The sequence below is a fragment of the Bifidobacterium avesanii genome, assembly GCF_009299475.1.
Taxonomy (GTDB): domain Bacteria; phylum Actinomycetota; class Actinomycetes; order Actinomycetales; family Bifidobacteriaceae; genus Bifidobacterium; species Bifidobacterium avesanii.
Window position 1 is genome coordinate 126,676 of record NZ_WBSN01000001.1, and the last position, 13,119, is coordinate 139,794.

Below are 13,119 nucleotides of genomic sequence, written 5' to 3' on the forward strand. Positions count from 1 at the left end.
CCGTCATGCGGACCGGTTTCTCCTTGCTCCCTTCTCTCGCAATGCTGTTAACGTTATGTCAATGTCTGCGTGAACATTCCGCGCCGGTCATCGCTTGTGCCTATGACCGGCTATAAGCATGTTCATCGGGCAAGAACTTTTATCTGCGCTTCCATCGGCACCAGCCCGTCCTCCGCGAGCGCAGCGTGCATGCGCTCGAGGCTCGCCTTGAGCAGCGGATAGGGCATGGCGAAGTTGAAGCGGGCGCAGCCCGCGCCGTTGGAGCCGCATTCGGTGCCGGCGGTCATGGCGACTTTGGCGCGTTCGCGGAAGTAGGCGGCGGGGTCGGCGATGCCGAGTTCGGTGAAGTCCAGCCATGCGATGTAGGTGCCGGCGGGCGGGACGTAGCGCACGCCGGGGAAGCGTTCGGCCATCTCCCCGGTGAGCAGGCGTTCGTTGCGTCTGAGGTAGGCGAGCGCCTGGTCGAGCCACGCCGCTCCCCCGCGGTAGGCGGCCTCGGCGCCCACGGCCCCGATGGTGGCGGTCTGGTGCTCGGACCATTCGGCGCGGTCCATCCATACTTTGAGGTCGTCGGGGTTGGTGAGGATCACCTGCGCGCACTTGATGCCGGGGATGTTGAACGCCTTGGATGCGGAGGTGGCGGTCATCGACTGCATGGCGGCGGTCGCGCAGATCGTGGCGAACGGCACGTGACGGCCGTCGAACACGAACGGGGCGTGGATCTCGTCGTTGAAGATGCGCACGCCGTATTCGTCGGCGAGCGCGGAGATCGCGCGCATCTCATCCACGGTGAGGACCTTGCCGATCGGGTTGTGCGGGTTGCACAGCACGAAGGCGCGGCAGCCGTCCTCGAACGCGCGGCGGATGGCGTCGAAGTCGAACAGCCAGCCGTCGTTGGCGTCGGAGGCGGATTCGGCCCGCAGCATGGGGATTTCGATCACGTCCACGCCGTACAGGCGCGGCACGCTGAGGAACGGCATGTAGGCGGGCGTGGGCACGACGATCGAGCGGCCGGAGCCGACGAACTCACGCAGGAACACCTCGAACGCCTCGAGCACGTCCGGCACGGGACGGATGCACGCGGGGTCCACGTCCCACCCGTAGCGGTCGTGCTGCCATGCGGCGCACGCCTCGGCCACGCGGCGCTTCCACGGGTCGGAGATGTAGCCGAGCTCGCATTGGCGCACGGCGTCGACCAGCGCGTCCTGGATGCACGGGGCGAGGCCCAGGTCCATTTCGGCGATGAACGCGCCGGCGCATCCCGGGTAGCGGGTCCATTTGTCGCTGCATGTGGCGGCGAGCTGTTCGGGGGTCTGCGCGTCGATGGCGCGGGTGTCGAATCCGGTGTCGAATCCGGCGTCGAATCCGGTCTGCAAAGTCATGGTGTCCATGGTTCGAGTATGGCCGGGCCGCGGCGCGTGCGCCATGCCCCGGCTCCCCCGTCTGGTTGGCCGCCATCGCGGTTTGCTTATATCACCGATCGGCGTCCGCGGGCACGGCGGCGCGGAACGTTCCCGCCCCGGTCCAGCCGTTCCTCCGCCATGCGTCGTGTCCTCCCCGCGCCCCGGCGCTCCGGCGCCCCTTTTGCAAAAAAGTTACAGCAACGACGCCGGATGGGCGTCTTCGGCGTCCGTTTTGTAACGACGTTACAAAACGTGCCTTCAGGGGTTCCGCTCGGCGTCTGTTCTGTAACGGTTTTACAAAACGGACGCCGGAGGGGACCGTATCGCGTCGGTTTTGTAAAACCGTCACAAAAGCGACGTCCGGAGTCGGGTTTCGTTGTCCTTTTTGTAAATCTGTTACGGAATGGGCGCCAAAACGGACGCCGCCGGACGGACGTTGACGCCTGCGCTCCGACCGGCCGGCATGCAGACCGTCGCGGCGGCCGCCCCGCCATCCATCACACAGCTCCCCGCACCGGCCGTCGCGCCGATCATCGCGTCCATCCACCGCACACGGACCGATTCCGCTCCGCCACGGGCAGGCCTTCTGCCTGCCGCAGCGGCCGCCCGCCCCTTACGCCATGAGGAACCGTCTGGTGGTCTGGCGGATGGCCTCCCTGAGCCGCTGGAGTTCGGGGCGCTCGTCGCCCTTGCGGGTCACCATCCCGATGGTGCGGTAGGCGTTTCCGTCCGCGATGGGGCACGCGGCGAGGTCGCCCTGCAGCGCGTTGTGGATGGACAGTTCGGAGACGATCGAGACGCCCTGGCCCATTTCCACGAGGTTCTGCGTGACCCAGGTGTCCTCGGTCGAATGGGTGATGACCGGCACGAATCCGGCGGACCGGGCCATGCTCATAAGGTTGGCGCGGCACGTTTCGCATCCGGCGATCCACCGCTGATCCGCGAGCCGGGAGAGGTCCACGGGTTCGCCGTCCCTCTCGTACTGCCTGCCGACCTCGGAGTTCCTGGGCACGAGCAGGCGCAGCGGGTCCTTTCCGCAGTATTCGACCGTGCAGTCGTCGTTCGCCAGCGGGGCGCGGGAGAGCGCGTCGTAGCGGAACACGAGCGCGCAGTCGCCGCCGCCCGCGATGAGGCTGCGCACGGCCTCCGGGGGTTCCATCTGCGTGAGTCGGACCGTGATGTCCGACGTCTGTCCGATCTTCACGAGCGTGCGCGCGAGGATGGTCGAGCAGATGGACGGCGGGGCGAGCACGTGCAGCCGGCGCGCGTTGCCGCGGCGGTATTCGTCCAGCTCCTGTTCGGCCTGCAGCACGCGGTTGGCGATCATTTCGCCGTGCTTGGCGAGCAGTTGGCCCGCCGGGGTGAGTTGCACGCCGTGCGACGTGCGTTTGAGCAGTGCGCACCCGCATTCGTCCTGCAGTTTGCGGATCTGCTGGCTGATCGCGGGCTGCGACCAGCCGATCTCGCGCGCGGCGGCCGCGAGCGAGCCGCACCGCGCCACGTGCCAGAGCGTCACCAGCAGCTGCGGATTCACATGTCTCATGCGAAGCGAGTGTAGTACGCCGGTGCCGCAACCGGGCGGATCGCACCGCCGGACGGTCCGGGGAATCGGACGGGCCGCACGGGCCTCACATGGAGATCTTCGTCATGGGCATGGCGGAGTCGATGGCGAAGTCCGGCGCGCTGGGAGACACGCCCGCCTCCACGAGGTTCACGCCGAGCATGGCGACCATGGCGCCGTTGTCCGTGCACAGCTTGATTTGCGGGATGCGCACTTCGACGCCGTGGCGCTCGCCGTATTCGAGGAGCTTGGCCCTCAGCTGCGAGTTCGCGGAGAAGCCGCCGCCCACGATGAGCGTCTTCGAGCCGTACTGCTCGCAGCCGCGCATGGCCTTCCTGGCGAGCACGGTGGCCACGGAGTCCGCGAGCGAGGCGCACACGTCGTCCACGGGCACGTCGAGGCCCGCGGCCTGACGTCCCTCCACCCAGCGGGCCACGGCGGTCTTGACGCCGGAGAAGCTGAAGTCGTACGGGTGCCTGGCGCCGGCCTGCCCCTGCGTGAGGCCCTGCGGCACCTTGATGGCGTGCGGGTCGCCGTTCTGCGCGTGGCGGTCGATGTGCGGGCCGCCGGGGTACGGGAAGCCGAGCAGGCGGGCGACCTTGTCGAAGCACTCCCCCGCGGCGTCGTCGAGCGTGGTGCCGACCACGTCCACGTGCCGGGCCACGTCCTCCACGTGCAACAGCGACGTGTGGCCGCCGGAGACGATGAGGGCGAGCGTGTCCGGCGGGAACGGGCCGAACTGCAGCTGGGTGACGGCGATGTGGCCGATCACGTGGTTGATGCCGTAGATCGGCTTGTTCGCGGCCCAAGCGAGCGCCTTCGCGCCGGAGACGCCCACGGCGAGGCATCCGGCGAGCCCCGGCCCTGCGGACACGGCGATCGCGTCCACGTCGGACAGTTCCATGCCCGCGTCCGCGAGCGCCTTGGACACGCACGGCACGAACGCCTCGGCGTGGGCGCGGGACGCGATTTCGGGGATGACGCCGCCGTAGCGGGCGTGCTCCTCCATGGAGGAGGCGACGACGTTGGACAGCAGTTCGCGGCCGCGCACGATGGCGGCGGCGGTTTCGTCGCAGGTCGATTCGATGCCGAGCACCACTGGTTCGCTCATTGCGCGGTTCCTTTCCTGTCGGTGTGGTCCTGTTCTTGCGGGGCATGGGACGGCTGGAACCCGACGGGGCGCGGGTTGAGCTCCAGCGCCATGACGTGCGCGTCCGTACCCTCGGGCTGGTAGTAGCGCTTCCTCAGGCCTATGTTCTCGAAGCCGAAGCGCCGGTAGAGCGCGATGGCGGGCGCGTTGTCCACGGCCACCTCGAGCAGCATGCGGCGGGCGCCCTGACGGCGTGCGGAGTCGATGAGCCGGCCGAGCAGGCCCGCGGCGATGCCGTGCCGCTGGTACGCTTTGCCGACGCCGATGTCCATGACCTCCGCGTCGTCGCCGTCGTACCAGTAGCCGGCGAATCCGCGCACGGCCGGGGTTCCGCCGCCGTTCGGCGAGGTCCGCGCGTCCGGGGAGGCCGGCGCGTCCTCAACGTCGAACACGTAGGTGCGGGCGGGGGCGGAGAGCTCCTGCCGGATCGCGTTTTCGCTCCACGCGTGGCCGGCGAACAGTTCGACCTCCAGCGCGCGCACGGCGGCGACCGCGTCGTCGCGGCTCAGGTCGTTGAGGTCGACGATCATCGCGCGGCGTCCTTGCGCTCGCCGTCCCCGTGCGTGCCGCCGTGGCCGAGCACGTGCTTCAGCGGGTTGGGCACCTCGGCGTCGGGTCGGCGCAGGTAGAGCGGTTCGACGGGTTCGGGCTTCCCCCCGCGCGCCTCGCGGTCGAGGGCGCATCCGGCGAACATGGCAAGGCCGGCCGCGCCGCAGTCGAGCAGCGATCCGTCCACCACCGCGCCCTTGGCCTCGCCGAGGCCGTCCCACGCCGCGGCGTACTTGGCGGCGCCGTGGCCGATCACGTCCACGACGTACCGCACGTCATGCCCCGCGGCCCGCTCTCCCGCCCCGTGCGCGGCGAGGGCCTCAAGCACGCGTTCGACGATGCGCTGCGGGTAGTCGATGTCCATGGGGATCCAGCGGTCGGCCGCGGCGTCGGGGTTTTGCGCGGTGCCGTGGACGAGCGTGAAGTATAGCTGCTTGCGACGGGCGTCGTTGACGCACAGCGTGACGTGCCGATCGACCTCAGACGCCGATGCCGGGTCGATCTCAGCCCCGGCGGGCACGATGCGCGGCACGCCGGTGAGCATGTCCACGCCGTCGAACGCGCCGTTGCCCGTCATGACGCCGAACATGAGCTCGGCCTGCGGTTCGAGCACGTTCTGGCCGAGGAGCTTGGCGCCGGTGGCGAAGGCGAGCGCCTTGGCGGCCACGATGCCCGCCCTGAGGCCTGTGAACGGCGCGGGGCCGACGCCCACCACGATGCGGTCGAGGTCGGCCGGGGCCAGTCCGGCGTCCGCGACCGCGCGCGCGATGTTGACCTGCAGCTTCTCCACGTGGGTGCGCGAATCGGTCTCCACGATGGGTTCGCGTCCGACGATGCCCACGGTGGAGCCGTACGAGGTGTCGATCACCAGCGTCGCCGCCATGCTCACTCCTTTGCCCTTCCAGTTTGCCGTTCAGGACCGCCCGAACGTTGCGATGCGGTCGGCCCATGTTCCGCCGACCGGCACCAAGGTCACGATTCTAGTCCCATCGCCGGTCACCTCGCCGTCCGAGCCGGCCACGGAGGCCGCGTCCGCCGGAACGGGGCGATCGATGTGGATTTCGAGACGCTCGTCGATGAGCGCGGCGGCCATCTGCTCGCCCCACTCCATGAGCACGACCGTGTCATCCTGCGGGTCCTCGAGCTCCTCGTCCAGTCCGAGCGACTCGAGTTCGTCGAGCAGCGCGTCGGCGGCGTCCTGGCCGGGGGCGTAGCCGGAGCCGCCGAGCCGGTAGGCGTCCACGTGCACCAGATGGGCGGGCGAGCCGTCCGGGAAGCGCCCCTCCAGCTCGCGCGCGATGGTGAACGTGGGCGAGACGATCGGCTCGGCGATGGAAAGCCCCCTGCCGACGCCCTGCGCGAACGTGGTCTTGCCGGCGCCGAGCGGACCGGACAGCAGCAGCACGTCGCCGCCGCGCAGCAGTCCGGCGACGCGTTCTCCGAGCGCGCGCATGGATTCGCCCGTGGGGGCCTCGATGGTGATGGATGCGTTGCGGGTGCCGTTCATGGTCACTGCTGTCCTTTCCGGCTGATGAGTTCGATGCTGGTCTCCAGCGCGTACAGGGGATCGCCGCCGTTGGTCTTGCTTTGCTCGTCGGCCCATGCGAGCGTCTGGATGCAGCGGGACAGGCCGGCGCTCGTCCAGCCGTCGAGCTGACGGGTGGCGTTGCGCAGCACCCACGGGTTGGTTTTCGTCTCCGCGGCCGAGATGACGCCGGATTTGACGGCAGAGGCCTTGGCGAGGGTGCGCAGCTTGCTGGCGAGCGCGCCGATCAGCGCGATCGGGTCGGTGCCCTGTGCGACGGCGGAGCGCATGGCGATGATCGCCTCGGCGATCCTGCCCTCCACCGCCCGGTCGGCCACCATGAATCCGGTGACCTGCGGGTTGGCGGTGAGGTACTGGTTGACGCGGTCGAGCGGCATGGGGTCGTCGTCGAAGTCGAAGGCGAGCTGGTGGCACATGGCCGCGAGTTCGCCGGTCCTCTCCCCCAGCACGCTCACGAGCTGCTGGGCGGCGAGCGGCTCCACGCGCCGCCCGTCGCGTTCGAAGCACTGGTAGACGAAGTTCAGCTTGGCGTCCGGCTTCTTGAGGTCCGGCACCTCCACCCTGACGGCTCCGGCGCGCACGATCTGGTCGACGACACGCTTGCCCTTCACGCCACCCTCGTGCTGGCAGATGACGATGCTCGAATTCGCGGGGTCGGCGGCGCACTGCTTGGCGTACGCGGCCATGGCGTCGCCGAGCTTGTCGTCGGCGGACTGGAGGTTGTCCACGCGCACGACGGCCACGTCGCTCAGCAGCGAGGGGCTCACCGCCTCGTCGAACGCGTAGGAGTCGCAGGAGGCGGCGTCCAGTTCGATGAATTCGGCGTCCGGGCGGGCGTCCATGGCCTTGTGGCACAGGTCGCGCACCTCCAGGCCGTTGAGATACGCGTCCCCGCCGAAGACGATGCGGAACGGCGGTTCCGCGCCCTGCGTGCGTGCCGTTCGTGCCATGCGGCCCACTTCCCTTCGTGCCGTTCCCGTTCGTGCCTTGCACGGTCCAACTTGCCTTGCACAGTCTAGCTTGGACGCCGCCCATGCGGTGCCCACACGCCGCCGCGCAGCATGCGGGCGGTTTCGCCGGCCCAGACGCCGAGCCGCATGACCGGCGTGGGGCGGAAGACGTCCGCGCGCTCCCCGGGCGCGAGTCCGGCGGCCCGTCGCTCCGTCCGCCGTCGGCGGGCGATCAACCGGCGGACCGCGAGCGCCATGCCCGCCTCGGCGGCCAGCAGGAAGCACGCGGCGCCCGGCCCCTGCCCCCACGGCAGCGAGGCGAACGGGCTGCCGGCGCACCACAGGGCCACGCGTTCCATGATCGCCGTGCCGCCACTCGCCACCCACGCGCAGCGGTAGCCGGCCTCCGGCGCCCACCAGCTCAGGGCGAGTCCCAGCAGTCCGGCGAGCGTGGAGAAGGAGACGACCGGCGCGGTGAGCAGGTTCGCCAGCACGCCGAGCACCGGCAGCTGGCCCTCCATGAGCGTCTGCAGCGGCAGGGCGAGCGCTTGCGCGGCCACGGTCACGCCGACCGCCTCGGCGAGGGCGGCGGGCAGGATGGGCGCGAGCAGCTCGGCGACCGGCCGGGCCCACCAGACGATGCCGGCCACGGCCGCGCAGGACAGCGCGAAGCCGAGGCTGCGCGCCAGACCGGGGTCGAGGATGATCGCGGCGACGACGGTGACGCACAGCATGCCCATGCCCTGCGAGCGCCGGCCGCGCAACAGCGCGAACGCGCCAATGCCGCCCATGACGAGCGCGCGCAGCACCGAGTCGGCGGGCATCATCAGCGCGGCGAGCAGCGCGTACGCGCCCATGACGAGCATGGGCATGAACGGGCGCCCGACGTGCAGCAGGCCGCACAGACGGCGCGCCAGCACGCCGATGAGCGCGAAGTGGCCGCCGGACACGGCCATGAGGTGCATGATGCCGCATGCGCGGAAGGCGTCCTCCACGCGTTCGGCGTATGCGGGGTCCACGTCCGGCAGCGCGGGGTCGCGCATGTCCGGGTCAGCCACGTCGCCACCCAGCAGGCCGAGCGTCAGTCCGGGCACCAGCAGCCGCCCCTGCGGGTCGAGGCGCTGCGTGGCGTGCACGAACGCCGACTGCGCCCGGTATGCCAGACGCCGGACCCATGTGGGCTCGCGGAGTTCCGTAGGCGTGCCGTCGACCGACACCCATGCCGGCGCCGACCCGAATCCGGGGCGTTCCAGCGTGCCGTCCAGCCAGTACGATCCGCCCTGCCGCAACGCGCAGTCGCTCCCCGTGGCGTACACTCGGGCGGATGCGCGGTCGCCGGACAGCACGCCTTCGTGCAGAAGCGCGGTCACGGTCACGTCGAGGCGGCAGTCGAAGCCCCGCCGGTCCGAGGAGATGGGCGGCTCGTCCACGCGCACGCCCACGCCGACGGCCACGGCATGGTCGCCCAGCGCGCGCTGCACGGGTCCGCGTTCGACGATCCACAGCTGCGCGAACGTGGCCAGACCGGCGACCAGCATGCCGGCGCACAGCACCGTAATGTGCGGCAGCAGGAAGCGGAGCCATGCGGCCGCCGCGGATTGCGGGGCGCCGTCCGCGCAGGAGGAACGGGAGCGCCCGGCGCGACGGCCGGCATGGCGTCCGGTTCGGGTCGGCCGCGCTGGCCGGTGCAGGACTGCAATCCCTGAAACCGGTATTGAAACCGATGTCGCAACCGGTGCCGGCGCATTCTCCCAGCGATTCCCCCGCCGGCGAGCAACACCGACGGAGCCGAGGAACAGGACGCCGGACAATAGCGCCGTCAGCGCCGCGAGCACGCCCAGCACCGCCGGCATGCGATCGACGCCGACGGTATGGCACAGCAGCGCCGACGCCCATACGCCGCATGCCACGGGCACGAGCCGCCAGTCCCGGCTTCCCCGCTCGCGCGATTCGTCCGGCGCCAGCTTCATCGCGCCACCAGCTGGTCGCGCATTTTCGCCAGCGTCTTGGGGCCGATGCCGGGCACGTCGAGCAACTCGTTCACGCTGGAGAACGGCCCGTTGCGGTTGCGGTGGTCCACGATCCGCTGGGCGATGGCCGGTCCGATGCCTTTGACCGCGTCGAGTTCCGCCGCGCTGGCCGTGTTGAGGTTCACGCGCCCGTCGTCGGCAGCTTGCTCCGAGGCGAAGGACGACGATGCAGAGGAGGAGGAAGAAGAAGCGGACGACGAGGACGATGGAGACGGCAACGACGTGGGTCCGCCGCCATCGTCGGAGTGACCGGAATCATCGGCGCCGGAGCGAGCGGAACCGCCGGTCTCATCGCCCGGCGTCGGGGATTCGGAACCGGAGCCGGGCGGCACGTCGGTTTCGCCCGCCCGCTCCCCCGGTTCCGCTTCCTCATCCGGCGGCGCCCCGCCCGTCCCGGTCCCCGCGGCCATCGTGCCCGCCGCGGCCGCAACCGCCGCGCGGTCCGTCCTTGACGCGTTCGCCGCCTGCTGGGCCAGCAGCGTGAGGCTCGCCGCCAGCGCGCCCACGAGCAGCAGCACGACGACGAGCGCGTGCACGGGCCTGAGCGTGACGCGCGGGCGGGAACGGATCCGCTCGGCCTCCCGGTTTTCCAACATTCGCACGGCGTCGTCCGCGGGACGCACGCCGGCGAGCCGGCCGAGTATGGAGCCGTCGGGAGCGGATCCGCCGGGGACGGAGCCGGCATCCAACGGCGGCGGAGGCGGGTTGAGCTGATGTTCCATGCCTCCACCGTGGAGCACGCCGAGGCGCGGGTCCAATCCAGACTTCCCTGTGGTCGAATGTGCCTCATTGGCCATATAGCAAGGAACCCCACCCGCATAACGCGGATGGGGTTCGCTCACAGCGCAATGACGGGCGGAATCGCCGGCATCACTCGGCGGGGACGATGGAGACGATCTTCGGGGCCTTGACGATCACCTTGCGCGGCGCCTTGCCGCCGAGGCGGTCGGCCACGGCCTCGAGCGCGAGCTTCTCCAGCTCCTCCGGCGCGATGTCCGGGAAGACGTCGAGCTTGGCGCGCACCTTGCCCTTGATCTGCACCACGGCGGTCACGGAGTCCTGGCCCACGTAGCGCTCGTCGGCCACCGGCCACGGCTCGTAGGTGAGGGACTCGTCGTGCCCGAGGCGGTTCCACATCTCCTCGCAGATGTGCGGGGCGATCGGCGCGAGCATGAGGATCAGCGGCTCGACGGCGGCGCGCGGCACGGACTTGAGGGAGGTCAGGTGGTTGTTGAGCACGATCAGCTTGGCGATGGCCGTGTTCGGGCGCATGTTCTCCATCTCCACGGTCACGTCGGCGATCGTGTTGTTGAGGAGCTTGAGGGTCTTGGCGTCCAGCGGGTCGTCGGACACGTGCGCCTCGCCGGTGGCCTCGTCGATCACGTTGCGCCACAGGCGCTGCAGGAAGCGCATGCCGCCAACCACGTTGCGCGTGTTCCACGGGCGGGACTCGGCCAGCGGGCCCATGCTCATCTCGTACAGGCGGAACGTGTCCGCGCCGTAGTTCTCGTACATGTAGTCCGGGGTGACGATGTTCTTGAGGCTCTTGCCCATCTTGCCGAACTCGCGGTTGGCGTGCTCGCCGTGCCACGTGAACGTCGGCTCGCCGTCCGGACCGGCCGGGCCCTCCACCACTTCGTCCGCCGGCACGTACTGGCCGCGATCGTCGGTGTAGGCGTACGCCTGGATCATGCCCTGGTTGAACAGCTTGTGGAACGGCTCGGCGGAGTCCACGTATCCCAGATCGTAGAGCACCTTGTGCCAGAAGCGCGAGTAGAGCAGGTGCAGCACAGCGTGCTCCACGCCGCCCACGTACAGGTCCACGCCGCCCTCGGCGCCCGAGTACTTGTTGTGGTTCGGACCCATCCAGTAGTCGAACTCGTCGGACTCGACCATGTGCTTGGTGTCGGTCGGGTCGATGTAGCGCATGTAGTACCAGCAGGAGCCGGCCCAGTTCGGCATGGTGTTCGTGTCGCGGTAGTAGGTCTTCTCGCCGTCGCCCAGGTCGAGCGTGACCTTGACCCAGTCCTCGTTGCGGCTCAGCGGCGCCTCGGGGTTGGATTCGGCGTCCATCGGGTCGAAGGTGCGCGGCTCGTAGTCGGGCACGTCCGGCAGGTTGATCGGCAGCATGGAGTCGGGCAGCAGGTGCGGGGTGCCGTCCTCGCCGTAGACGATCGGGAACGGCTCGCCCCAGTAGCGCTGGCGGCTGAACAGCCAGTCGCGCAGACGGTAGGACGTGGTGCCCTTGCCCACGCCGGCGGACTCAAGCCACGCGTTGACCTTGGCGATGGCCTCGTCCACCCTCAGGCCGTCGAGGCTCAGCGCGTCGCCCTTGGCCTTGGTAGCCTCGACGGACGAGTTGATGACGATGCCGTCGTGCGAGACGAACGGCGCCTTGCCCTCGTAGTTGGCGAGGTCGTCGCCGGACTCGGGCAGCGGCTTGACGGTGTAGATGACCGGCAGGCCGAACTTCGCGGCGAAGTCGTAGTCGCGCTGGTCGCCGCCGGGGACGGCCATGATCGCGCCGGTGCCGTAGTCCATGAGCACGTAGTCGGCGGTGAACAGCGGCAGCTTGGCGCCGGTGATCGGGTTGACGGCGTACAGGCCGGTGAACAGGCCGGTCTTCTCGCCGCCCTCGTCCACGCGGTCCTTGGCGGTCTTGGCCTCGGCGGCGAGGCGGTAGGCCTTCACGGCCTCGACGGGCGTCGCGTAGCCGCCCTTCCACGCCTCCGGGGTTTCGGCCGGCCACTCGGCGGGCACGTCTTCGAGCAGGTGGTGCTCCGGGGAGACGACGGCGAACGTGGTGCCGAACAGGGTGTCGGGGCGGGTGGTGTAGATCTCCATGTCACGCTCGCCGGCCGGGGTCTCGACCGCGAAGTGCACGGAGGCGCCGTGGGACTCTCCGATCCAGTTGCGCTGCATGAGCTTGACCTTCTCCGGCCAGTCGATGCCGTCGAGGTCGTGGATGAGGCGGTGGCCGTACGCGGTGATGCGCATGGACCACTGCTTGAGCTCGCGCTGGAAGACCGGGAAGTTGCCGCGCTCGGACTTGCCTTCGGCGGTGACCTCCTCGTTGGCGAGCACGGTGCCGAGTCCCGGGCACCAGTTCACCGGGGACTTGGAGATGTAGGCGATGCGGAAGTCGTTGAGCACGTCGGCCTGCTCGGCGGCGGTGAGGTCGGCCCACGCCTTGCCCTCGTGGCCCGGGATGGCGCGTTTGCCGGACTCGAACTGCTCGACGAGCGTGGAGATCGGGCGGGCGCAGCCCTTGCCGCCGTCGCGGTTGGTGGCCTCGTCGTCGTACCAGGAGTCGTAGATGCGCGAGAAGATCCACTGGGTCCAGCGCACGTAGCCGGGGTCGATGGTGGCGAAGGAGCGGCGGTTGTCGAAGCTCAGGCCCATGCGGTGCAGCTGGCGGGACATGTTGGCGATGTTCGCCTCGGTGGTCACGCGCGGGTGCTGGCCGGTCTGCACGGCGTACTGCTCGGCGGGCAGGCCGAAGGCGTCGTAGCCCATGGCGTGCAGCACGTTCTCGCCCTTCATGCGGTGGTAGCGGGAGACCACGTCGGTGGCGAGGTAGCCCAGCGGGTGGCCCACGTGCAGGCCCTTGCCCGACGGGTAGGGGAACATGTCCATGGCGAAGTAGGCGGGGCGGCCGTCGGCGTTGCGGCCCTTGCCGTCCTTGAGATCGCCGTGGACGTTGGCGGCCCAGAAGGTGCCCTTCTCGTCCCAGATTTTCTGCCACTTGGTTTCGATGTCCTGCGCGAGCGCCGCGTTGTAGCGGAACTTGGGCTCGTCGGCCGCGGACGTTGCGTTGTGCTGTTCGGTGTCACTCATAGTGCCCAAGTATCGTGTTTCTGCTGGACACGTCCCGCGGGCGTACCACATAGCGAAAGTCGGGCCGTCCCCGCGTAAAAATGCGGGTCGAAA

10 protein-coding genes are annotated in these 13,119 nt (G+C 69.6%); all 10 read right to left on the reverse strand.

Features of this window, described 5'->3' with window-relative positions:
* Positions 1–122: 122 nt before the first annotated feature.
* Positions 123–1,382, reverse strand: a complete 1,260-nt coding sequence (locus tag DSM100685_RS00625) for a MalY/PatB family protein (RefSeq protein WP_152349440.1) — start codon at positions 1,380–1,382, stop codon at positions 123–125.
* Between the two features lie 634 nt (positions 1,383–2,016).
* Positions 2,017–2,946 (reverse strand): LysR family transcriptional regulator, encoded by a 930-nt coding sequence (locus DSM100685_RS00630; protein WP_152349441.1) that lies wholly within the window; start codon positions 2,944–2,946, stop codon positions 2,017–2,019.
* A gap of 85 nt (positions 2,947–3,031) precedes the next feature.
* Positions 3,032–4,075 carry a tRNA (adenosine(37)-N6)-threonylcarbamoyltransferase complex transferase subunit TsaD gene (gene tsaD / locus DSM100685_RS00635; RefSeq protein WP_152349442.1) on the reverse strand — a complete coding sequence of 348 codons (1,044 nt, stop codon included), beginning with the start codon at positions 4,073–4,075 and terminating at the stop codon, positions 3,032–3,034.
* Positions 4,072–4,644: a GNAT family N-acetyltransferase gene (locus tag DSM100685_RS00640; RefSeq protein WP_152349443.1), complete on the reverse strand. Its 573-nt coding sequence runs from the start codon at positions 4,642–4,644 to the stop codon at positions 4,072–4,074. Before DSM100685_RS00640 ends, tsaD begins: the two co-directional genes overlap by 4 nt.
* Complete coding sequence (gene tsaB / locus DSM100685_RS00645) at positions 4,641–5,546, reverse strand: tRNA (adenosine(37)-N6)-threonylcarbamoyltransferase complex dimerization subunit type 1 TsaB (protein WP_152349444.1); 906 nt, start codon at positions 5,544–5,546, stop codon at positions 4,641–4,643. Before tsaB ends, DSM100685_RS00640 begins: the two co-directional genes overlap by 4 nt.
* A 30-nt stretch (positions 5,547–5,576) precedes the next feature.
* On the reverse strand, positions 5,577–6,170 hold the full coding sequence (gene tsaE, locus DSM100685_RS00650; protein ID WP_152349445.1) for a tRNA (adenosine(37)-N6)-threonylcarbamoyltransferase complex ATPase subunit type 1 TsaE: 594 nt from the start codon (positions 6,168–6,170) through the stop codon (positions 5,577–5,579).
* A gap of 2 nt (positions 6,171–6,172) precedes the next feature.
* On the reverse strand, positions 6,173–7,159 hold the full coding sequence (gene holA, locus DSM100685_RS00655; RefSeq protein ID WP_152349446.1) for a DNA polymerase III subunit delta: 987 nt from the start codon (positions 7,157–7,159) through the stop codon (positions 6,173–6,175).
* 65 nt (positions 7,160–7,224) lie between these two features.
* The gene (locus DSM100685_RS00660; protein ID WP_152349447.1) at positions 7,225–9,129 is read right to left on the reverse strand and encodes a ComEC/Rec2 family competence protein; all 1,905 of its coding nucleotides are present in this window, start codon (positions 9,127–9,129) and stop codon (positions 7,225–7,227) included.
* The gene (locus tag DSM100685_RS00665) at positions 9,126–9,911 is read right to left on the reverse strand and encodes a ComEA family DNA-binding protein (protein ID WP_152349448.1); all 786 of its coding nucleotides are present in this window, start codon (positions 9,909–9,911) and stop codon (positions 9,126–9,128) included. The genes DSM100685_RS00660 and DSM100685_RS00665 overlap by 4 nt, the downstream gene beginning before the upstream one ends.
* A 148-nt stretch (positions 9,912–10,059) precedes the next feature.
* Positions 10,060–13,026: a leucine--tRNA ligase gene (leuS, locus tag DSM100685_RS00670; protein WP_152349449.1), complete on the reverse strand. Its 2,967-nt coding sequence runs from the start codon at positions 13,024–13,026 to the stop codon at positions 10,060–10,062.
* Between the last annotated feature and the right edge of the window lie 93 nt (positions 13,027–13,119).